This window comes from Flagellimonas okinawensis, from assembly GCF_029194005.1.
GTDB classification, from domain to species: Bacteria; Bacteroidota; Bacteroidia; order Flavobacteriales; family Flavobacteriaceae; genus Flagellimonas; species Flagellimonas okinawensis.
In genome coordinates this window covers 111,727-133,184 of the sequence record NZ_JARFVA010000003.1, presented here as the reverse complement: position 1 = coordinate 133,184, position 21,458 = coordinate 111,727, and the positions used below count along the sequence as shown (strand labels likewise).

Below are 21,458 nucleotides of genomic sequence, written 5' to 3'. Positions count from 1 at the left end.
AGGTATGAGCAGTTTAAATAAAATATTAATTCCTTTTGATTTTTCCGAGGCGTCCGTGAACGCTCTGGAATACGTGGTCAACTTTGTGGGGACAGAAAGATCTATTGAGATCTTGGGTCTTTATGTAGGTAGTATGCCCATTAGTGAATCGGATGCTGTAAAGTTGACCAAGGATTTTTCTAAGATGTTGGAATCTTTCGATGTCAAATTAAAAGTAGGGGCCAAATTTTTGACCGATACCGGAGAAGTGACCAAGACAATATTGGCCACACAAGAAAAAAGCAACGCCGATCTGATCATGATGGGAACCATGGGCGATAAAATTACGGATGAAGCCATCACCAATACATCAAAATTGGTATTGGAGGCCAATTGCCCGGTCATTTCGGTGCCCTATGGAACGGCCATTAAGGAACCCAAGAACATTGCTTTGGTGATGGGAGGGGAAAAAATAGACGACAAAGAGGTGTTGGAGATGCTTTTGGAAGTGGCCCGCACATTCGATGCCCGTGTACATGCCCTTACCATCTATAAAGATTCCATATACGACGAAGAGGCTATCAAGGAATCGAATGAAAATCTATTGGAATATTATTTGGAGCATTTTTATGCCGACCATTCCTTTAGTAAAAATGAAGATGTGGAACAGGGTATCTTGGATTACATCAACGAAAAAAACATTGATCTTTTAACCATTTTGCCACGGAACCATACCGAGAAGAGTACCCCGTCCGAAGGTAGGTTGACCAAATTGTTGACCTTACATTCCGAGATACCGGTTTTGGCGCTGGACTAATGTTGAAACCTTGCGCATGCTGCCACTGCTAATTATTTTAAGTATTACGATTTTATTGTTTGTTTGGGGAAAATTTCCTCCTGATGTAGTGGCCTTAATGGCAATGCTTTCACTCTTTCTTACAGGGATTCTGGACTTGGGAGAGACTTTGGCCGGTTTTAGCAATCCAACAGTGATCATGATTGCCGCTCTTTTCATTATCGGAGAGGGGTTGTCCAGAACTGGTTGGACGGCGATGGCGGGACAATATTTTGTAAAGTGGGCCAGAAAGAATGTTTCTCGTTTGCTCGTAATCGTAACATTGGGCTCCAGCTTATTGTCCGGTTTTGTCAGCAATACGGGAACAGTGGCGGCATTGTTACCGGTAACGGTAACAGCTGCATGGAATGCCGGAACGCTGCCATCAAAGCTTTTGATTCCGGTTGCATTTGGTTCCAATACGGGAGGGTTGCTCACCTTAACGGGTACACCGCCCAATATTATTGTGAGCAATGCCTTGGCCGAAAATGGTTTTACCGGATTTTCGTTCTTTGAATTTGGACTTATCGGAGTACCCTTGCTCATTATCTCCGTATTGTATTTTAGGTATATCGGCCACAAATTATTGCCCGACCATAGGACAAACAACAAACCAATGGCGATTGATCAGGAGATGCACAAATGGATCGAGAACTATAGTATAGGGGATAACCTATATCGATTACGGATACGGTCCATGTCACAGCTGATCAATACCAAGATCGGGGATTGGAACTTTGAAACTGAGCACAAAGTATCCGTAATGCGTTTAAAAAGAAGACATCCCAATAAACTGCACAGGATTCCACAGTTTGTGGAGATGCCAGGTCTTGACACCGAGATGAGGTATCACGACATTATTACGGTCAAGGGAGAACCCGAAGATGTGGATAAACTTGTGTTGAAGTTCCACTTGGGCGTTATTCCCTTAAAACCGGAGAAGGATATGCTCAAAAAAGAATTGATCAATCAAGAAGTAGGGATGGCTGAAATGATCATTACCCCTAAATCGGTTTTTGTGGGCAAGACCATTAATCTGGGACACTACTTGCGTCAGGCAGGTGTCCAGCTCCTTGCCCTATCAAGGGACAATGCCCCATTGACCGGAAAGATCAGGATTAAGGCAGGCGATGCCTTTGTTATCCGTGGGCAATGGGAAAATATTATTGCCTTGAAATCCATGTATGAAAATCTAGTGATTTCGGGAAGCCCGGAAGCACTGTCAAAGAACGTGGATGAATTGACCACAAGAAGTTATATAGCACTGGGAACATTGGTATTGATGATACTGTTGTTAGTACTCAATATATTGCCCGGTGCCATTGCGGCACTGGTTTGTGCCGGAATTATGATGTTGACCGGTTGTGTGCCCATATCCAAGGCTTACAAGGGCATAAGTTGGACCAGTGTGGTGATGATCGCTGCGATGATACCGATGGGGCTTGCACTGCAAAAAACAGGTGTTGCCCAGTTGGCCGCCAATAGCTTGGTGAATTCATTGGGCAGTATACATCCGGTGGCTTTGTTGGCAGGTATATTTTTATTGACGGCGGCCTTTAGTCAGACCATTAACAATTCGGCAACAGCTGTCCTGATGGCGCCTATAGCCATTATGGCCTCGACAACATTGGGCGTTTCGCCGAAACCCTTCATGATAGCCGTGGCGATAAGCGCCTCTACGGCCTTCTTGACTCCTGTAGGTACAACCACCAATGCCATGGTGATGTCCGCAGGAGGATATAAGTTCATTGATTATGTAAAAGTAGGAGGACCTTTACTGCTACTTTTCTTTATAGCAACATTATTATTGGTTCCATGGATATGGAGCTTCTAACCATTAAAAACCACTGATATGACCACAATCAAAGATCTAAGCAAGTATGGATTAAAAAATGTCCGACCACAATGGAACTTGGATGCGGAAACCTTACAAAAACTCACCCTTGAAAAGGGTATGGGGGTAGAAACGGAAAACGGTACCTTATGTGTGAACACGGGTAAGTTTACGGGAAGATCTCCCAAAGATCGTTTTTTGGTGAAAGATGATTACACCAAGGACAAAATATGGTGGGGCAGGATAAACAAACCAGTATCCCCTGAAAATTTTGATAAGTTGTACAACGAGGTCGTTGACTATCTGGATGGCAAGGAAGTTTTCGTTAGGGATGCCTATGTATGTGCTGACCCTAAATATAGAATGAACGTAAGGACCATTACCGAATACCCTTGGTCCAACTACTTCATCAAAAATATGTTCTTGAGATTAAAGGAGAGCGAACTTGATGATTTTGAAGAGGAATGGCTCGTGCTTTGTGCTCCGGGATATGAAGCTCAGAACCCATCCGAATTTGGAATCTTGAGCGGTAATTTCTCCATCTTGAATTTTACGAAAAAAATTGCACTGGTGGCCGGTTCGGCCTATACCGGAGAAATGAAAAAAGGTATATTCTCCGCCCTAAATCTAATACTTCCCGTAGAAAAGGATGTGCTTCCAATGCACTGCTCGGCCAACGTGGGAGAAGAAGGCGATACAGCTATTTTCTTCGGTCTATCGGGAACGGGAAAAACTACTTTGTCTGCCGATCCAGACCGAAAACTTATCGGTGACGATGAGCATGGATGGACCAAAGAGGATACCATTTTTAACTTTGAGGGTGGTTGTTATGCCAAAGTGATAGATCTTACCGAAGAAAAGGAGCCCGATATTTTCAGGGCCATTCGCCCAGGGGCCCTCTTGGAAAATGTGGTATTCAAAAAAGGAACAAAGGAAGTTGATTACTTTGATAGCTCCATTACCCAGAACACCAGGGTCAGTTACCCCATTTATCATATAGATAATATTCAAGAGCCATCGTATGCATCCAATCCTAAAAATATCTTTTTCTTAACTTGTGATGCATTTGGCGTATTGCCCCCGGTCAGTAAGTTGACACCGGGACAAGCTGCGTACCATTTTATCTCTGGCTATACCGCTAAGGTTGCCGGGACCGAAGCTGGAATAACAGAGCCGGTACCGTCCTTCTCCGCATGCTTTGGAGAGCCCTTTATGCCATTGCACCCAGCAGTATATGCTGAGATGTTGAGTGAAAAAATGCAGGCTTCAGGGGTAAATGTCTGGTTGGTGAACACTGGGTGGAGCGGTGGCCCATATGGAGTGGGCTCCAGAATCAAGCTCAAATATACAAGGGCCATGATCTCTGCGATCCTAGAAGGTAAATTGGACGATGTGGATTATGATACCCATCCGATTTTTGGGCTCAATATGCCAAAATATTGTCCAGGGGTCCCGACAGAAATTCTCGATCCCATGAATACTTGGCTGCAAAAAGGAGCTTATGTCAGCAAGGCCATTCAATTGGCGCATTCGTTCCATATTAATTTTGACAAGTTTGCAAGTCAGGCCTCGGAGGAAATTATGAACGGTGGCCCACTGATCGATTCACACCACAGTTTGACCGAACACCTATAAGAACCAAAACAAAGTGAACAGTAAATATAAATTTGATATAGAGAGTTTAGGGGCGACAAAATTTAAGTCGCCCCTAAAGCTCAGTGAAGTTAAGGGAGACAAGATATTTGATTTTATCGGTGAATCCGATAAGCTGGTTTTTGACCTTTCCATGTCCGAGTACGAACAATGCCTTAAAGATGGCATTGCGCCCCTTAGTCTGGAGAAAGCGGGTCCAAGACAGAATCTTTATTTTGATTCGAGGAACGTTACCGCGGCCATTGTTACCTGTGGTGGACTATGCCCTGGGATCAACAATGTGATTCGAGGTCTTGTAATGGCCCTGCACTATTTCTATGATGTGAAAAGAATCATAGGCGTACCCTACGGGTATGAGGGACTGAATCCTGATAAAGGGCACGAACTGGTAGAGTTGACGCCGGAAAAAGTAAAGGACATCCATCAATTTGGAGGAACATATTTAGGCTCTTCCAGAGGGGGGCAGGATGTTTCGATAATGGTGGACACCTTGGAGGAAAATAAAGTGGACATGCTTTTTGCCATAGGTGGTGACGGCACATTAAAGGGAGTGAACGCCATTGGAGAGGAGATATCCAAGCGAAACGCCAAAATTAGTGTAGTGGGAATCCCTAAGACCATTGACAACGATATCGATCTTATCGATGAGTCCTTTGGTTTTGAAACCGCATTTGATGTGGCCAGCCCCATATTACGGGATGCGCACAACGAGGCCACGGGAGCCTATAATGGCATCTCCATCATTAAATTGATGGGAAGGGACAGCGGTTTTATTGCAGCCTCCGCTGCTTTGGCAATGCCTGTGGTAAATTTTGTACTGATTCCCGAAATGGATTTTTCACTGGATGGTGTAGGTGGGTTCTTGCAAGTACTTGAACAGCGATTGCACCAAAAGAAACATGCCGTAATCGTAGTGGCGGAAGGCGCCGGACAACAACTTTTCAAGGATAGAAAAATAGTCAAAGATGCATCGGGCAATGTACAACATGAGGATATCGGACTATTGCTCAAAGAGAAAATTGCCGAATATTTCAAGGAAAGGAGCCCGGTCACCATCAAATATATCGATCCAAGTTATATAGTGAGATGTGCCCCGGCAAATTCAAGTGACAGCGTGTTCTGTAGCAGATTGGCGTACCATGCCGTACATGGTGCCATGGCAGGAAAGACAAAGTTTGTGGCCAGTAGAGTGAACAACCGTTACGTATATGTTCCCATCTCCGAAGTGACCAAGAAGCGGAAAAAAATTGATTTGGAAGGAGAGTTTTGGTTCTCGGTTCTCCAAAGTACCGGACAGCCATTCTCATTGGGATAAATGCCCATTATCAAACTGACAATTGTCATTAAATCTTATCTTTAGTAGTCATAGATTTGAATATAAATAAAACAATAATCATGGAAGTACATGTTCAATATCAAAAAATGATGACCAGTGAATCATTGACCCAATTATTAATGAAAAAACTGGAAGGTTTGGAAAATAAGTACAGCTGGTTGATAAAGGCCAACGTGCTTTTTAAAACAGAGAACGATAAGACCGGGGAAGGCAAGATTTGTGAAATTGAGCTTAGTGCCCCTGGTCCTAGAATATTTGCCAAATCCAATACGGATGATTTTGAAAAGTCCATGGCCAATACCATTGAAGACCTCAGAAGGCAGCTTGAAAAAAGGCAGGCTACCTTTGCTACCCATTAAAATGGGCAAGATATAATCCATACTGCGCATCAATCTTAAAAAACACTGTGATGAAATCAAAATTAATGGCTTTTGGCCTCATACTTTTGTTAATGGGCTGTTCCTCCACCAAGTTGGTGGGTACATGGAAAAATCCCGACATAGTGTTTTTCGATGCGTACCAAGTTCTCGTGGTGGGAATGGTGCAGGACGATAATGCTCGAATGGAATTCGAGACCAGTTTTGTGAATGCCCTAAAGGAACAAGGTATAGATGCCATGCGCAGTATGGATCTTTTTGATGTGGAATTTACTTCCTCCAAAAGGTCCGAAGAGGAATTGGAAGAAGTCGAGCAACAATTATTGGACAAGGGCTTCGATGCCATCCTTTTTACCAAGGTCGTGGGGACCGAGAACAGAAGAACCTTTAGGGAGCACATCAACGAAGTGGATAAAATGTTTGTTCGCTTTACCAGCGATTACCTAGAGCACCAAAACATTTATTACGATCCGGAATATTATGATAGTTTCAATATCTATCATGCAGAGACCTCCCTATATTGTATCTGTGTAGGAAAGGAGATAGAATTGATATGGAGAGGTGAGGTAGATGTCACAGAACCGGACAATGTGAACAAAGCCATTGGCTCTTACATTAAGTTGGTCACCAAATCCATGGGTGAGCAAGATGTGATTTTTAATTAGAAAGTCCTATCGCCTCCAATATCCCTAAAAAATCCAATATAATAAGTACGGGAATCGCGATCAGGATTACGATCAGCACAAAAACCATGATCCGTAAAAACCCGACCATAAGTTTGTTTCCAAAGCTAATTTCATCTGCCATAATAGTGTAATTTCCTTGAATTTAAGGAATTATTTGCTCATTTACAGTAATGTAGTGGCCACTATTCGATTAACGGATATTTTTTCTGTGTGTACTGTAAGTCAATCAGTTCTTTTTTTCCTTCTTACCGCTTAGTAATTTTCCAAGCTCTTCCAATGTTATTCCCTTGGTCTCTGGCATCATGAATATTACCCAGAGCAATTGAAGCACCATCATAAAGGCGAAGAAGATAAAAATGGGCCAAGGGTTGTCCTTGAAAACCCCTATTTCCGCATCCAAAAATGTCGGTGTCAACAAGGTTATAAGTGCCGCAAACACCCAATGTGTCCCAGTTCCCCACGCTTGGCCATAGGACCTCACCTTGTTGGGGAATATCTCTGAGATAAACACCCATATCACTGCACCCTGCCCAACAGCATGGGAGGCGATAAAAATCAAGATAAAGGTGAGAAGGAGTACGGAATTTGCACCTGAATAGAAGCACCAACCAACCATGGCCAAACTTACAATATAACCTATGGAGCCGATGTACATCAATTGTTTTCTTCCTAGTTTGTCGATCATGGAAATACCCACAAATGTGAAGATCAAATTAATGACACCAATCGAAATGGAGCTGAAAAGCGATTCGCCCGAGGCGAGTCCTGCCCGTTCCAATATTTCCGGTGCGTAGTATAAAACAAAATTGATGCCTGATAGTTGGTTGAAAAAAGCAAGTAAAAATGCCAATATCAAGGGTTTTTTATACTTGCCGGAAAACAAATTGCCCTTTTCTTCCTCCTTGGTTTCAAAGAGGGCTATTTTTATTTGTTCCAAGTGAAGCGTGGCTTTGTCCCTTGCAACCCCCAGCAAGGTAATGCTCTCGATGACCACGGCATCGGCTCGTTCCTTCATTAACAACCATCTGGGGCTGTTCGGTATTTTAAATACCATAATCGTATAAATAAGTGCTGGGAGCCCTTCGATTCCTAACATCCATCGCCAAGCGATACTTTCGTCAAAGATCATCCCGATGAGATAGTTGGAAATAAAGGCCACTAAAATGCCAAAAACAATATTGAATTGATACATCGCCGTTAACCGGCCACGGGTCTGTGCAGTGGAAATCTCAGAAATATAAACTGGAGCGGCTACTGAAGAGGCTCCAACACCGACACCACCAATAAACCTAAAAAGGGAAAAGCTGTAGGCTTCTGGAGCAAGGGCGGAACCCACTGCAGAAGCAAAATAAAGGATACCGATCCAGAAAAGGGTCTTTTTTCTTCCTAATCGATCGGTGGGAATGCCTCCCAAGAGCGAACCCAGAACGGTTCCCCAAAGTGCCATGGACATAATAAAGATACCGTGAAATGTAAAAATGGAGTCTCCCAAGAACCAGTTGGTGCCCCAAATTTCCTTGATGGGCTGATTGGCCCCAGAGATAACCACGGTATCAAACCCAAACAAAAAGCCCGCAAGGGCCGCTGTCAGTGATATTCTAAAAATACGCTTGTCCATACGGGATGAATTTTGTTAAAGCTAACCAAATTTTACAAAATTCCAGATATGTGTTCCATGATCAGATTTGCTGCACCGGTATTGGTGTTGATGTAGTTGTAATTGATTTGGCCTAATTTTTTTATCGTGGAGGTGTCCGCCAATAGATTTTCCATGACAAGATCAAAACCCTTCTGGTCGGAAACGGATATTATACCGCCTGCCGCTACCAAATCTTCCGCTTCTTTAAATCCTTTGAACTTTGGGCCTATTATGATCGGGATACCGAACACCGCAGGTTCCATGGTATTGTGCAGTCCCGTGGCAAACCCCCCTCCGACATAAGTGATATCTGCATAGCTGTATATTTTGGTCAAGAGACCAATGGTGTCAACAATAAGTACATCGGCTTCGCTTAAATTTTGATCGTTCATCTTGGAGTAGAGGCATGTTTTTTTATGCAATGCCGAAATGATTTTGTCAATATGCTCTTTTTTGATTTCGTGGGGTGCTATTACAAACTTTATTTTTTCCTTGGTGGTGTTGATAAAGTCGATCAATATTTTTTCATCTTCCGGCCAAGTACTTCCGGCGACCATACACAAGTCGGTATTCTTGAACTCCTCCATAAAATCCAGCTGGTTGTCCCTTTTAAGAATCTCGGAAACCCGGTCCAATCGTGTGTCACCGCCAATAGTGGAGTTTTTGTGTCCGATGGATTCCAATAGGTGTTGCGATTTTTTATCTTGAACAAAATAGTGGTCGAACAGTCCCAAGCTTTTTCGCATAAACCCTCCCAAGGGCTTAAAATAAATCTGTCTTTCAGAAAATATTGCAGATACCAATAAAGTGGGGATTTTTCTCTTTTTTAAGTGGTGCAGGTAATTGGGCCAGACCTCGTATTTAACAAAAATGGCCATGTCCGGATGCACGAGGGTTAAAAATCGTTTGACCTTTGCATTACTGTCCATAGGCAAATACACTGCGACATCTGCTGCAGAAGTGTCCTTCTTGACCTCATAGCCCGAAGGTGAAAAAAAGCTCAGAATCAATTTGTGTTTTGGATGGGATTTTCGCAACCGCTCCAGAATGGGAAGCCCTTGCTCATACTCTCCAAGTGAGGCCACATGCATCCAAATGGTTTTGTCCTCGGCCGCTATATGTTGCTTCAATAGGGACAAAGTTTTTCCTCGTCCTTGTACGAACAGCCTAATTTTCTGATTGAAAAGCGCAATCACTTTAAGGCCAAACCAAGTTATATTGATAAGTATATTGTAAAGAAAACGCAATGGCATCATTTTTTGCTAAAATACATTCTTTAGTTCATAGACCATTATGGCGTCTTTATTTCTTAATTTTGAACTATTAATTTATTCCGATGAAGAAAATACAAATGGTTGACCTAAAAGGTCAATATGAAGGTATAAAAACCGAGGTCAATGAAGCTATTGCGGAAATCTTGGATTCATCCGCATTTATAAATGGACCTCATGTCCATGCCTTTCAGAACGAGTTGGAAGAGTATCTCAATGTAAAGCATGTGATACCATGTGCTAACGGTACCGATGCATTGCAGATATGTATGATGGGTCTAGGATTGCAGCCCGGCGATGAGGTGATTACTGCCGACTTTACCTTTGCTGCCACCGTTGAGGTCATTGGTCTGTTGCAATTGACTCCGGTATTGGTGGATGTTGAGCCGGACACATTTAACATTGATGTAAGCGCAATTGAAAAGGCCATTACCCCAAAAACAAGGGCCATCGTTCCCGTGCATTTGTTTGGACAATGTGCTAATATGGACGATATCATGGAGCTTGCTAAAAAGCACGATTTGTATGTTATCGAAGATAATGCTCAGGCCATAGGGGGATCCTATTATTCAAAGGATGGTTCCAAACAAAAAGCAGGAACCATTGGACATGTAGGGGCCACTTCTTTTTTTCCATCCAAAAACCTAGGTTGTTATGGGGATGGAGGAGCGATTTTCACCAACGATGATGATTTGGCGCATACCATTCGCGGTATTGTCAATCACGGCATGTACAAAAGGTATTATCATGATGTTGTTGGTGTAAATTCAAGGTTGGATTCCATTCAGGCCGCCGTACTCAGGGCAAAATTGCCAAAATTGGATTTTTATAACCAGAAGCGATGGGAAGCAGCATCGAAATACTCAAAGGCTTTTAAAGGTCAGGAACATATTGTGGTTCCAAGAATATCCTGTGGCTGCGACACCGAGAAAAGCATATGTGATTGCCATGTGTTCCATCAGTATACACTAAGGATAACCAATGGAAAACGTGACGGGCTAGTGCAACATTTGAACGATAACAACGTTCCTTGTGGTGTATATTATCCAGTTCCGTTGCACAAACAGAAAGCATATGCGGATGAGAGATACGTCGAAGAGGATTTCCCAGTGACCAATCAATTGGTCAACGAAGTTATATCACTTCCGATGCATACGGAGTTGGACAATGAGCAGATTGACTTTATGACCAATTTGGTTATTGACTTCGTAAATAAGTAACAATGAAAATACTCGTAACAGGGGGGCTCGGGTTTATTGGTTCCCATACTGTTGTTGAACTTCAAAACGAAGGATTTGAGGTGGTGATCATCGACAACCTTTCCAATTCCACCAAAGACGTTTTGGACGGAATTGAAAGTATCACTGGCAAACGTCCCATTTTTGAAGAGTTCGATTTAAGGGAAAAATCAAAAGTCCAGGCATTTTTTCAAAAATACCCCGATGTGGAGGGGGTGATTCATTTTGCGGCCTCCAAAGCTGTTGGAGAAAGCGTGGAAAAACCGCTGCTGTATTACGAGAACAATCTGGGGGTATTGGTGTATATCCTTCAGGAATTGAAGAAAAAGGGAGGTGCAAGTTTTATATTCAGCAGCTCTTGTACGGTATACGGTCAGGCCGATCAGATGCCCATAACGGAATCCGCCCCGGTAAAGCCGGCCGAATCCCCCTATGGGAATACCAAGCAAGTGGGAGAACAGATCATAAAGGATACGTGCAGGGCGAACCCAGAGATCAAATCCATTGCCCTTCGTTATTTTAATCCGATCGGGGCCCATCCATCAGGTAAGATCGGGGAGCTCCCGATAGGAGTGCCGCAAAACCTGGTACCCTTTATTACACAGACCGGGATAGGTCTTCGAGAGCAACTCTCCGTTTTCGGGGATGATTATCCCACCGAAGATGGTACCTGTATCAGGGATTACATTCACGTGGTAGACTTGGCAAAGGCCCACGTAGCTGCCCTTCAACGATTATTGAAGAGCGAGAATGAAGGAAATTATGAGGTTTTCAACTTGGGAACTGGAAAAGGTAGCTCGGTATTGGAGGTTATTCAGAGCTTTGAACGTGTTTCAGGCAAAAAACTGAACTATAAAATTGTTGATCGTAGGCCGGGTGATGTCATCCAGGCATATGCGGATACCAAAAAGGCCAATGAAGTTTTGGGCTGGAAGGCAAAATCCAGTCTTGATGTTGCCATGAAATCAGCATGGGAATGGGAGAAAATAGTTAGGGGATAAACAATATCCGTTATAAAGTGTCAAAGCCTGTCCGTAGACAGGCTTTTTTTTGTCGTTGGCAAAACAGTTTTGTGTAGAATAGTATAGGAAAGGTTAATTTTGAAGAGTAACTAATTCAAATAACTCAAAACCAATGAAAAAACTATTTACATTTTCCATTTTCCTATTTACGGCAATTGTATTTGCCCAGGACACTTACTTACAATGTGGTCGCATTGTAGATGTGGAAAGCGGAAAGATTTTGACCGAGAAAACTATTGTGGTCTCTGGTACTTCCATTAAATCCATAGAGGATGGATTTAAAAAAGGAGGTTCCAAAGACTTTGTTGTGGATTTGCAGGACAAGACCGTGATGCCGGGGTTTATCGATATGCACGTGCATATCGAGTCGGAGTCCAATCCAGGTGCATATATTCAAAAATTCACCCTGAACGAGGCCGATGTGGCATTTAATTCAACAATTTATGCCAAGAAAACCTTGATGGCCGGATTTACCACAGTACGCGATCTAGGAGGTAGTGGGGTGAATATTTCCTTGAGAAATGCCATTAACAAAGGAATTATTGTTGGACCGAGGATTTTTACCGCTGGAAAGGCCATTGGGACCACAGGTGGACACGCAGACCCTACCAATGGTGTAAAAAAATCCCTCATGGAAGACCCAGGGCCAAAAGAAGGTGTGGTAAATTCCGTCGAAGATGCGAGAAAAGCGGTGAGGCAACGTTACAAGGAGGGTGCGGATGTTATCAAAATTACCGCGACAGGCGGGGTGTTGAGCGTTGCCAAGAGTGGGCAAAACCCACAGTTTACCCTAGAGGAAATCAAGAGCATCACTTCCACAGCAAAAGATTATAATTTTTTGACCGCTGCACATGCCCATGGGGACGAAGGAATGCAAAGAGCGATATTGGGAGGTATAAAAACCATTGAGCATGGTACACTGATGAGTGACGAAACCATGGACTTGATGATCAAGCACGACACCTATTTGGTCCCAACGATTACTGCAGGAAAACAAGCCGCTGAAAATGGCGCAAAACCAGGATACTATCCAGAGGTCGTGGCTAAAAAGGCTATAGAAATCGGTCCGAAGCTCCAGGCAATGTTCGCAAGAGCCTATAAAAAAGGAGTTCCAATTGCTTTTGGAACGGATGCCGGAGTTTATCCACATGGGGAGAATGCCAGAGAGTTTGTTTATATGGTAGAGGCTGGAATGCCGGTACTTGAAGCCATTAAGTCTGCAACGATGACCAATGCAGCTCTTTTGGGTCTTGATGGCCTAGGTCAGTTGAAACAAGGTTTTACTGCCGATATCATTGCGGTTGATGGTAATCCTGATAAGGATGTGGAATCCTTGAAAAAGGTTGCTTTTGTGATGAAGGACGGTAAAATCTTTAAAGGGGAATAATCCCTTTTTAGGATTTCTTCGTAAATAGGATATGCTGTCCAACTTTAATACCAGTTCGGAGTTGTTGGAAGTTGTTCAAAAGGAACAGCTGTACCAAAAATTATTGCTCCAATTGAAAAAGGATTTTGATCTGGCCAATGTGCCGATCAATATTCCCATGGACATATCCCCAGAAGAATTGAAAAGTACTATCCACGAAAAAATTTACTTTTTGATCGTGGAAAAATTTCCGGAATATCTGAACCTGCTTTATGTGGTGGATATTTCCGAGAAAGAGGTGAAAAAGATCGCTCCGTCGGATGTTGTTGATATTTCGGCGGAGGTATCTTTTTTATTGTTGAAAAGGGAATGGCAAAAAGTTTGGTACAAGGCCAAGTATAGCAGATGATCCAAGGTCAGACTTTTACGTAGATCCCTTTTTTGTCCATAAAATATCCGACCGCCCAGCAGCTCAGCATTACCCATAGGGCAAACAATAGGGACCCCATGTAGCCACCGGACCAAGAAATAAAAATGTTGTCCGCTATCCATCTATATAAGGAGCTATCCCCAATATCGATTGCAAAAAGTGATATTACAAAAACCTCTGAGAGCAAATAAATGAACAAGGTGTTTTTTCCGAACACTTCAAAAAAGTAACTCCAGCTTTTTGCTTTTTTCATATCCAGTATATAAATAAGAATGGCTATGGCGAAGAGATCTATCCCACAGGTAAGCAACACAAAGGAACTTGTCCAAAGCTTCTTGTTTATCGGTAATATAAGGTCCCATGTCAAACCTGCGAAAACCAGAACACATCCGAACATCATCAGTTTGGCGACCGTTTCAAAATTCTGGCCATTGTTCTGTATGAACCTACCGGCCAAATAACCAATAATTACATTTACAATCGCAGGAAGCGTACTCAGCAAACCTTCGGGGTCAAAGGCTATTCCTTCTCCGTGGTACATATGGTCCGCACCGATCAACCATTCGTCCAATTTTATAACCGCGTTTCCGGTAAGGGTAAGGTCGCCAAATCCTATTAGGATAAGATGGTATGCCACCAAAAAAACGGCACTCAGCCATATGGCTGTTTTGGTCTTCACAAAATGAAGGATAATTGAAGCGAACATATAGCAGAGAGCGATGCGTTGTAATACGCCAAAAACCCGCGTTTCCGAAAAAGGTTTCAATTGTCCATCATCAAAGAAGGGATACCAATACATTAAAAAGCCCAGTAGGAATATAATTGACGTTCGTTTCAGCACTTTTCTAAAAAAAGCGGGGTTGCCCATACTTTCATATTTTTTCATGCTAAAGCTCATGGCATTTCCAACAACGAACAAAAAAGTGGGAAAAACCAGATCCGTCAATGTAAAACCGTGCCATTCCGCATGTCGTAATGGGGCAAAAGAAGTCGATCCGTTTCCGGGAGAGTTTACCACGATCATCAAGGCAACATCCAGCCCCCTGAAAACGTCAAGGGAAAGGAACCTGTTTTTTAGTTTGGACATGTTTGGTCGGTTTAGGTTGGAGGTCAAGTTAAATTATTTTTAGTATCCCCTGTTAATTTGAGTTAAAAATTTAATTTTTATCGCTTTCCTGTGGGTTCTGTAACAGAGTTTTGATTTTGAACAAGAAATTGAGAAAAACACAAGCATGTAAACAGTAAAACCCGTATTTTTGACAAAATTTTCCATAAAGTTTTGGAGAAATAGAAAGAATGGACAAATATTCATTTTTAAATGCTGCGCACACTTCATATTTTGCGGAGCAATACGAAAGATATCTAACGAACCCCGATAGTATTGAGCCCAGTTGGAGGGCTTTTTTTCAGGGATTTGATTTTGGTTTGGAAGGTTCCCTCGAAGATTTGGGAATCGAATCGGACAAAGGCGGAATGGTCGTGCTTTCCAATGGAAAGAAGGTTGAGATGCCCGAGGCGCTCCAAAAGGAGTTTCAGGTTATTCGCTTGATCGATGGTTACCGCTCGCGTGGACACTTGTTTACCAAGACCAACCCGGTAAGGGAAAGAAGGAAGTACGAACCTACTTTGGAACTTGCCAATTTTGGCTTGTCCAATGAAGATCTGGATACCGTATTTGATGCAGGTAAGATTTTGGGGATCGGTCCTTCGACCCTAAAGGAAATTGTACGTCATTTGGAGAGCATTTACTGCGATTCCATAGGTGTGGAATACATGTATATCCGTACGCCAGAACGTATCCAATGGATCCAGGATTGGCTGAACGTAAACGATAACCACCCAAATTTCACCCCCGAGGAAAAGAAGAACATACTGAGGAAATTGAACGAGGCCGTTTCGTTCGAAAACTTTTTGCACACCAAGTATGTGGGGCAAAAGAGGTTTTCGCTCGAGGGAGGTGAATCCTTGATTCCTGCTTTGGATGTGATCATTGAGAAGGCTGCTGACAAAGGGGTGAAACAATTTGTTGTGGGGATGGCCCACAGGGGGCGTTTGAACGTGCTGACCAATATCTTTGGTAAATCGCCAAAGGATATTTTCAGCGAGTTCGACGGTAAGGATTATGAGGAAACCATTTTTGATGGGGATGTAAAATATCACTTGGGTTGGACCTCGAAGCGTGAAACTGATTCTGGTAAAATGGTCAATATGAACATTGCACCGAACCCTTCACACTTGGAGACCGTCAATTCAATCGTGGAAGGAATCACTCGGGCAAAACAGGATCACGATCATGGTGATAATATTTCCGAGGTGCTTCCAATTTTGATACATGGAGATGCTGCATTCGCTGGTCAGGGAGTGGTTTACGAAACCATACAAATGGCCCGTTTGGATGGTTATACCACGGGAGGAACCATTCATATTGTGGTGAACAATCAAATTGGGTTTACCACTAACTATTTGGATGCCAGGTCCTCTACTTATTGTACCGATGTGGGCAAAGTGACCCTTTCACCGGTTCTTCACGTAAACGCGGATGATGCCGAAGCCGTAGTGCATGCAACAACATTTGCCTTGGAATACAGGATGCGCTACAAGCGCGATATATTCTTGGACCTGTTGGGCTATAGAAAGTACGGACACAACGAAGGTGATGAGCCCAAATTCACCCAGCCATTGTTATATAAGTCCATTTCCAAACACGATAACCCAAGGGATATCTACGCTGCAAAATTGATAGCCGAGGGAATCATCGATGAGAATTATGTGAAGGATTTGGAGGAGAAGTACAAAAACGATCTCGAAGAAGATCTTTTGGATTCCCGTAAGATTGAGAAAACAAGGATTACACCTTTCATGCAAGATGAATGGGAAGGTTTTGGCCAGGTCACCGAAGAAGTGATGTTGAAGCCTATGGACACTTCCTATGATCTGAAAAAATTGGATGAGGTGGCCAAGAGTATCACTAAATTGCCCGAGGACAAAAAATTCTTGAGGAAGTTGGTGAGATTGGTGGAAGGGAGACATAAAATGTACTTCGAGGACAACAAGCTCGACTGGGCCATGGGCGAACTATTGGCCTATGGGTCTTTGATCGAGGAAGGTTATGATGTTAGGATGACCGGTCAGGATGTCGAAAGAGGAACATTTTCCCACAGGCATGCGGTCATCAAAACCGAAATGCACGAGGAGGAAGTAGTGTTGTTGAACGAGATGGGAGACAACCAAAATGGTAAATTCCATATCTACAATTCCCTGCTTTCCGAATATGCCGTAATGGGATTTGATTATGGTTATGCCATGGCCAGCCCAAAAACATTGACCATTTGGGAGGCACAGTTTGGGGATTTCAGTAATGGAGCCCAAATTATCATCGACCAATACTTATCTTCTGCCGAGGATAAATGGAAAATGCAGAACGGCTTGGTGCTGTTGTTGCCCCATGGTTACGAAGGCCAAGGAGCTGAACACTCATCCGCACGTATGGAAAGGTACCTTCAGCTTTGCGCCAAGGACAATATGTTCGTCGCAGATGTGACCACTCCTGCTAACCTGTTCCATTTGTTCCGCAGACAGATGAAAGCAAAGTTCCGTAAGCCATTGGTGGTATTTACGCCCAAAAGTTTGTTGAGACACCCAAAAGTACATTCCACAAAAGAGGAAATGGCCAATGGAGGTTTCCAAATGGTAATTGATGATGCCGAGGCAAAAGCATCCAAGGTAAAAACTTTGGTGTTCTGCACCGGTAAGTTTTACTACGACCTTTTGGACAAGAGAGAGGAACTTGACAGGGATGATGTAGCTTTGGTGCGTGTGGAGCAATTGTTCCCGTTGCCAGCGAAAGAAATGCGTAGTATTATCAAAAAATACAAAAATGCGGACGATATCGTTTGGGCACAGGAAGAACCAAGGAATATGGGGGCATGGAGCCATATGTTGATGCATTTGGACGAGGCCAAGCAATTCAGGGTAGCTTCCCGTAGATTCTATGGTGCGCCTGCAGCAGGTAGCGCGGTGCGATCCAAAAGACGTCACGCCCAAGTATTGGACTACGTTTTTGACAAGAGTAAGGATAATATGCAAATAAGATAATTCAAGTATAAACTATAATAGAATGGTTTTAGAAATGAAAGTTCCCTCACCGGGGGAATCCATTACAGAGGTAGAAATCGCCGAGTGGTTGGTAGAGGATGGAGATTATGTGGAAAAGGACCAAGCCATAGCCGAGGTTGACTCGGACAAGGCAACATTGGAGCTTCCCGCAGAGGAGAGCGGAATTATTACCCTTAAGGCCGAGGTGGGAGATGCCGTGGCCGTGGGCGAGGTAGTTTGCCTTATCGATACCAGTGCAGAAAAACCTGAAGGGGCATCTGCCGGTTCCAAGAAAAAAGAGGAGCCTAAAAAGGAAGAGCCAAAGAAAGAAACGCCAAAGAAGGAGGAGGCCAAGAAAGAAACCTATGCTTCAGGTACTCCATCTCCAGCGGCCAAGAAAATATTGGACGAAAAAGGAATAGAGCCATCATCCGTTTCAGGAAGCGGAAAAGATGGACGTATCACCAAAGATGATGCAGTGAAGGCGGTTCCTTCCATGGGGACCCCGACCGGTGGCAATCGTGGCGAGAGCCGTTCCAAATTGTCCATGTTGCGCAGAAAGGTGGCGGAAAGATTGGTGGCGGCAAAGAACGAGACCGCCATGTTGACCACTTTCAACGAAGTGGACATGTCGGCTATATTTGAATTGCGAAGCCAGTACAAAGAGGAGTTCAAGAACAAACATGGTGTTAGTCTTGGGTTTATGTCCTTCTTTACCAAAGCTGTAATTCGCGCTTTGGAAATGTATCCTGCCGTTAACTCGATGATAGATGGCAAGGAAATGATCACCTATGAATTCTGTGATATCAGTATAGCAGTTTCTGGACCAAAAGGTTTGATGGTTCCCGTAATCAGGAATGCTGAGAACCTAACGTTCCGAGGCATAGAATCAGAAGTAAAACGTTTGGCCATCCGAGCAAGGGAAGGTGAAATAACTGTTGATGAAATGACAGGAGGTACCTTTACCATTACCAACGGTGGTGTATTTGGTTCCATGTTGTCAACACCGATCATTAATCCACCGCAAAGTGGAATCCTGGGAATGCACAACATTGTGGAGCGAGCCATAGTTAGGGATGGGGCCATTGCCATTGCACCTGTTATGTACGTAGCGCTTTCTTATGACCACCGAATTATTGATGGTAAAGAATCCGTTGGGTTCTTGGTAGCCGTAAAAGAAGCTTTGGAAAGTCCAGAAGAATTGTTGATGGACGGAAACGTGAAAAAAGCGTTGGAGCTATAATCTAAATATTAAATTGAAGGATCGCTGAACGAAGTCGAAGCGATACCGAGAAATCTATAAACTAATGCCTTTACTTTTTTAAGTAGAGGCATTTTTTATTGTAGTCGATAACGGCCTTTGCTTTTTTTAACACGTCGGCACCAATAATCCCATCAACTGGCAAGGCATTGTGGGCAATAAGGGCTTGGTTTACGTGGGTGAGGTCAAAAAGAACGACCTTCTGTTTTTTCTTTTTCCATTTCCCGATTTCCAATTTGTTCTTATTGGATATCATAGTGTCCATTTCTGTTGCGCCTGCACCTGCCGCTTTTATTTCGGTTGCCTCGGAGACCATATCAAAAAATTCGATTTTGTCCATTCCCACGCAAGTGTTGGACGCACCGGTATCCAGGATAAACTTTCCAGTTACACCATTTATGCTGGCTACAAGTTCAAAGTGGTTGGTTTCGGTCAATACCAAAGGTATTTTGATGTAGTCCTTGGATTTCAGGAATTTTTTGAGTGATGTCATTTGGAAATATGCTCTTGCGGAATCTTTAATAGGGAACAAAGTTTTGGGACATCTAAGATAAGCCTATTTTTGCGATATGATTGTAACCGATACACATACTCATTTATACAGTGAGGCTTTTGAAGAAGATAGGGGTAAAATGATGCAGCGTGCCCTGGATGCAGGGGTGGAGCGCTTTTTTATTCCAGCTATCGATTCCACTTACACCCAATCCATGCTGGATCTGGAGTCCGATTATCCTGACAATGTTTTTTTGATGATGGGATTGCATCCGACCCATGTCAAGGAAAATTACAAGGAAGAGTTGGCCCATGTGGAGGAATGGTTGGCTAAGAAAAAGTTCTATGCCGTTGGTGAAATAGGTGTGGACCTTTATTGGGACAAGTCTTTTTTAAAGGAACAACAGGAAGCTTTTGCTTATCAGATCAGGTTGGCCAAAAAATACAAATTGCCCATTGTAATTCATTGCCGGGATGCTTTTGAAGAAGTGTTCGAAGTGCTGGAACAGGAAAAAGGAGAGGATCTCTTTGGGATTTTCCATTGTTTTACGGGAACATTGGAACAGGCGCATAAGGCCATATCTTACAATATGAAGTTGGGGATTGGGGGAGTGGCCACCTTTAAAAATGGTAAAATCGATAAATTTTTAGGTGAGATTGATCTTAAACATATTGTTTTGGAGACCGATGCCCCATATTTGGCACCGACGCCTTATCGAGGAAAACGAAATGAGAGCGCTTACATCATCAAGGTACTGGAAAAACTATCTGATATCTATGGTGTTTCAGAGGAAGAGATTGCATCGATTACCACGGAAAATTCAAAGGAAATATTCGGGATCTGACCTATGAAAAAAAAGTCCAACATATTGCTGATTTACACGGGAGGTACCATAGGTATGGTAAAGGATTATAAAACCGGTACCCTAAAAGCGTTCAATTTTGATGAGCTTGTAAAAAACATTCCGGAACTAAAGCAGCTAGACTGTAACTTAAGAGGAGTTTCTTTCGATGATCCCATAGATTCCTCCAATATGAATCCTAGGTATTGGGCAGTTATCGCTTCGATCATAGAGGAGCATTATCATGATAACGATGGTTTTGTGGTGCTGCATGGCAGTGATACCATGAGTTATTCCGCTTCTGCCTTGAGTTTTATGTTGGAAAATCTGGAGAAGCCCGTAATCTTTACAGGTTCACAACTTCCCATCGGGGATTTGCGTACCGATGCCAAAGAGAATCTGATCACTTCCATTGAAATTGCCGCCCTACAGAAAAAAGGGAAACCAGTAGTGCAGGAGGTGGGGCTGTACTTTGAGTACAAACTGTACCGCGCCAATAGAACCACCAAGATAAATGCAGAGCATTTTGAGGCTTTTGCTTCCTTGAACTACCCACCTTTGGTCGAATCCGGTGTTCATTTAAAGGTGCACCAGAATTATTTGATCAAAAAAGTGACCAAGAACAAATCGCTACAGGTTCATAAAAAAATGGACAATCGTGTGGCGATTCTGAAATTGTTTCCCGGACTTGGTGAAAATGTACTGCAATCGGTGCTGGGAATCCCCGATTTAAAAGCACTGGTTTTGGAAACCTACGGTGCAGGGAACGCTCCAATGGATGAATGGTTTTTGAATGCTCTTAAAAATGCCGTGGAAAATGGATTGCACATAATTAATGTTACACAATGTTCCGGTGGCAGTGTTTTTATGGGGCATTACGAAACCAGCGAAAAGCTTAAGGAGATGCAACTGGTTAACGGCAAGGATATTACAACCGAGGCGGCAATCGTTAAGGCGATGTACCTATTGGGGACGGGGGTTCCCGCCAAATTGTTCAAGACAATTTTCGAGACACCACTTCGTGGTGAAATGGTGTAAAATTAACGCTTCAAATTTCTATAACTGATTATTTTTTTGTTTATTGGTCGCCCTAAATGAAACA

19 protein-coding genes are annotated in these 21,458 nt (G+C 43.1%); 14 read left to right on the top strand and 5 right to left on the bottom strand.

Translation table 11 applies throughout. From position 1 onward, the window contains the following. Window positions 1-4: 4 nt before the first annotated feature. From PY091_RS10140 to PY091_RS10115, 6 genes are all read left to right on the top strand, one after another. A complete protein-coding gene (locus PY091_RS10140; RefSeq protein WP_275649553.1) occupies window positions 5-796 on the top strand; it encodes a universal stress protein in 792 nt (263 codons plus the stop codon). Between the two features lie 16 nt (window positions 797-812). Next, window positions 813-2,648: an SLC13 family permease gene (locus PY091_RS10135; protein WP_275649552.1), complete on the top strand. Its 1,836-nt coding sequence runs from the start codon at window positions 813-815 to the stop codon at window positions 2,646-2,648. 18 nt (window positions 2,649-2,666) lie between these two features. After that, on the top strand, window positions 2,667-4,283 hold the full coding sequence (pckA, locus tag PY091_RS10130) for a phosphoenolpyruvate carboxykinase (ATP) (protein WP_275649551.1): 1,617 nt from the start codon (window positions 2,667-2,669) through the stop codon (window positions 4,281-4,283). A gap of 13 nt (window positions 4,284-4,296) precedes the next feature. Then, a complete protein-coding gene (locus PY091_RS10125; RefSeq protein WP_275649550.1) occupies window positions 4,297-5,616 on the top strand; it encodes an ATP-dependent 6-phosphofructokinase in 1,320 nt (439 codons plus the stop codon). 80 nt (window positions 5,617-5,696) lie between these two features. After that, entirely contained in the window at window positions 5,697-5,996 is a 300-nt protein-coding gene (locus PY091_RS10120) for an HPF/RaiA family ribosome-associated protein (protein WP_275649549.1), read from the top strand. Between the two features lie 50 nt (window positions 5,997-6,046). Next, on the top strand, window positions 6,047-6,679 hold the full coding sequence (locus tag PY091_RS10115) for a hypothetical protein (protein WP_275649548.1): 633 nt from the start codon (window positions 6,047-6,049) through the stop codon (window positions 6,677-6,679). On the opposite strand, the gene PY091_RS10110 is transcribed toward PY091_RS10115, so the two are convergent. The 3 genes from PY091_RS10110 to PY091_RS10100 form a co-directional block, all read right to left on the bottom strand. Continuing rightward, on the bottom strand, window positions 6,672-6,821 hold the full coding sequence (locus PY091_RS10110) for a hypothetical protein (protein ID WP_275649547.1): 150 nt from the start codon (window positions 6,819-6,821) through the stop codon (window positions 6,672-6,674). The genes PY091_RS10115 and PY091_RS10110 overlap by 8 nt on opposite strands. Before the next feature lie 105 nt (window positions 6,822-6,926). Beyond that, entirely contained in the window at window positions 6,927-8,318 is a 1,392-nt protein-coding gene (locus tag PY091_RS10105) for a sugar porter family MFS transporter (RefSeq protein WP_275649546.1), read from the bottom strand. 32 nt (window positions 8,319-8,350) lie between these two features. Then, window positions 8,351-9,595: a 3-deoxy-D-manno-octulosonic acid transferase gene (locus PY091_RS10100; protein ID WP_313790383.1), complete on the bottom strand. Its 1,245-nt coding sequence runs from the start codon at window positions 9,593-9,595 to the stop codon at window positions 8,351-8,353. A gap of 80 nt (window positions 9,596-9,675) precedes the next feature. On the opposite strand from PY091_RS10100, the gene PY091_RS10095 reads away from it, so the two are divergent. The 4 genes from PY091_RS10095 to PY091_RS10080 all read left to right on the top strand — a co-directional run bounded on the left by PY091_RS10095 (window position 9,676) and on the right by PY091_RS10080 (window position 13,645). Beyond that, complete coding sequence (locus PY091_RS10095) at window positions 9,676-10,830, top strand: DegT/DnrJ/EryC1/StrS family aminotransferase (protein WP_275649545.1); 1,155 nt, start codon at window positions 9,676-9,678, stop codon at window positions 10,828-10,830. Between the two features lie 2 nt (window positions 10,831-10,832). After that, window positions 10,833-11,849 (top strand): UDP-glucose 4-epimerase GalE, encoded by a 1,017-nt coding sequence (galE, locus tag PY091_RS10090; RefSeq protein WP_275649544.1) that lies wholly within the window; start codon window positions 10,833-10,835, stop codon window positions 11,847-11,849. Between the two features lie 133 nt (window positions 11,850-11,982). Further along, the gene (locus tag PY091_RS10085) at window positions 11,983-13,257 is read left to right on the top strand and encodes a metal-dependent hydrolase family protein (protein ID WP_275649543.1); all 1,275 of its coding nucleotides are present in this window, start codon (window positions 11,983-11,985) and stop codon (window positions 13,255-13,257) included. A 31-nt stretch (window positions 13,258-13,288) separates the two neighbouring features. Beyond that, window positions 13,289-13,645, top strand: a complete 357-nt coding sequence (locus tag PY091_RS10080; protein ID WP_275649542.1) for a hypothetical protein — start codon at window positions 13,289-13,291, stop codon at window positions 13,643-13,645. 7 nt (window positions 13,646-13,652) lie between these two features. Here the strand turns inward: PY091_RS10080 and PY091_RS10075 are convergent, their stop codons facing one another. Then, complete coding sequence (locus PY091_RS10075) at window positions 13,653-14,753, bottom strand: acyltransferase family protein (protein WP_275649541.1); 1,101 nt, start codon at window positions 14,751-14,753, stop codon at window positions 13,653-13,655. Between the two features lie 209 nt (window positions 14,754-14,962). On the opposite strand from PY091_RS10075, the gene PY091_RS10070 reads away from it, so the two are divergent. Both PY091_RS10070 and odhB read left to right on the top strand, forming a co-directional pair. After that, on the top strand, window positions 14,963-17,761 hold the full coding sequence (locus tag PY091_RS10070) for a 2-oxoglutarate dehydrogenase E1 component (RefSeq protein WP_275649540.1): 2,799 nt from the start codon (window positions 14,963-14,965) through the stop codon (window positions 17,759-17,761). Window positions 17,762-17,783: 22 nt separating this feature from the next. Then, window positions 17,784-19,004: a 2-oxoglutarate dehydrogenase complex dihydrolipoyllysine-residue succinyltransferase gene (gene odhB, locus PY091_RS10065; RefSeq protein WP_275649539.1), complete on the top strand. Its 1,221-nt coding sequence runs from the start codon at window positions 17,784-17,786 to the stop codon at window positions 19,002-19,004. 70 nt (window positions 19,005-19,074) lie between these two features. Here odhB and PY091_RS10060 read toward each other — a convergent pair whose 3' ends face one another. Beyond that, the gene (locus PY091_RS10060) at window positions 19,075-19,515 is read right to left on the bottom strand and encodes a retropepsin-like aspartic protease family protein (protein ID WP_275649538.1); all 441 of its coding nucleotides are present in this window, start codon (window positions 19,513-19,515) and stop codon (window positions 19,075-19,077) included. A 76-nt stretch (window positions 19,516-19,591) separates the two neighbouring features. On the opposite strand from PY091_RS10060, the gene PY091_RS10055 reads away from it, so the two are divergent. Further along, a complete protein-coding gene (locus tag PY091_RS10055; protein WP_275649537.1) occupies window positions 19,592-20,359 on the top strand; it encodes a TatD family hydrolase in 768 nt (255 codons plus the stop codon). A gap of 3 nt (window positions 20,360-20,362) precedes the next feature. Further along, window positions 20,363-21,394 carry an asparaginase gene (locus PY091_RS10050; protein ID WP_275649536.1) on the top strand — a complete coding sequence of 344 codons (1,032 nt, stop codon included), beginning with the start codon at window positions 20,363-20,365 and terminating at the stop codon, window positions 21,392-21,394. Window positions 21,395-21,458 lie beyond the last annotated feature (64 nt).

Coding starts and splice junctions, on each gene's coding strand:
- PY091_RS10140 (WP_275649553.1), top strand. CDS start 5: ATGAGCAGTTTAAATAAAATATTAATTCCTTTTGATTTTTCCGAGGCG.
- PY091_RS10135 (WP_275649552.1), top strand. CDS start 813: ATGCTGCCACTGCTAATTATTTTAAGTATTACGATTTTATTGTTTGTT.
- pckA (WP_275649551.1), top strand. CDS start 2,667: ATGACCACAATCAAAGATCTAAGCAAGTATGGATTAAAAAATGTCCGA.
- PY091_RS10120 (WP_275649549.1), top strand. CDS start 5,697: ATGGAAGTACATGTTCAATATCAAAAAATGATGACCAGTGAATCATTG.
- PY091_RS10115 (WP_275649548.1), top strand. CDS start 6,047: ATGAAATCAAAATTAATGGCTTTTGGCCTCATACTTTTGTTAATGGGC.
- PY091_RS10110 (WP_275649547.1), bottom strand. CDS start 6,821: ATGGCAGATGAAATTAGCTTTGGAAACAAACTTATGGTCGGGTTTTTA.
- PY091_RS10105 (WP_275649546.1), bottom strand. CDS start 8,318: ATGGACAAGCGTATTTTTAGAATATCACTGACAGCGGCCCTTGCGGGC.
- PY091_RS10100 (WP_313790383.1), bottom strand. CDS start 9,595: ATGATGCCATTGCGTTTTCTTTACAATATACTTATCAATATAACTTGG.
- PY091_RS10095 (WP_275649545.1), top strand. CDS start 9,676: ATGAAGAAAATACAAATGGTTGACCTAAAAGGTCAATATGAAGGTATA.
- galE (WP_275649544.1), top strand. CDS start 10,833: ATGAAAATACTCGTAACAGGGGGGCTCGGGTTTATTGGTTCCCATACT.
- PY091_RS10085 (WP_275649543.1), top strand. CDS start 11,983: ATGAAAAAACTATTTACATTTTCCATTTTCCTATTTACGGCAATTGTA.
- PY091_RS10080 (WP_275649542.1), top strand. CDS start 13,289: ATGCTGTCCAACTTTAATACCAGTTCGGAGTTGTTGGAAGTTGTTCAA.
- PY091_RS10075 (WP_275649541.1), bottom strand. CDS start 14,753: ATGTCCAAACTAAAAAACAGGTTCCTTTCCCTTGACGTTTTCAGGGGG.
- PY091_RS10070 (WP_275649540.1), top strand. CDS start 14,963: ATGGACAAATATTCATTTTTAAATGCTGCGCACACTTCATATTTTGCG.
- odhB (WP_275649539.1), top strand. CDS start 17,784: ATGGTTTTAGAAATGAAAGTTCCCTCACCGGGGGAATCCATTACAGAG.
- PY091_RS10060 (WP_275649538.1), bottom strand. CDS start 19,515: ATGACATCACTCAAAAAATTCCTGAAATCCAAGGACTACATCAAAATA.
- PY091_RS10055 (WP_275649537.1), top strand. CDS start 19,592: ATGATTGTAACCGATACACATACTCATTTATACAGTGAGGCTTTTGAA.
- PY091_RS10050 (WP_275649536.1), top strand. CDS start 20,363: ATGAAAAAAAAGTCCAACATATTGCTGATTTACACGGGAGGTACCATA.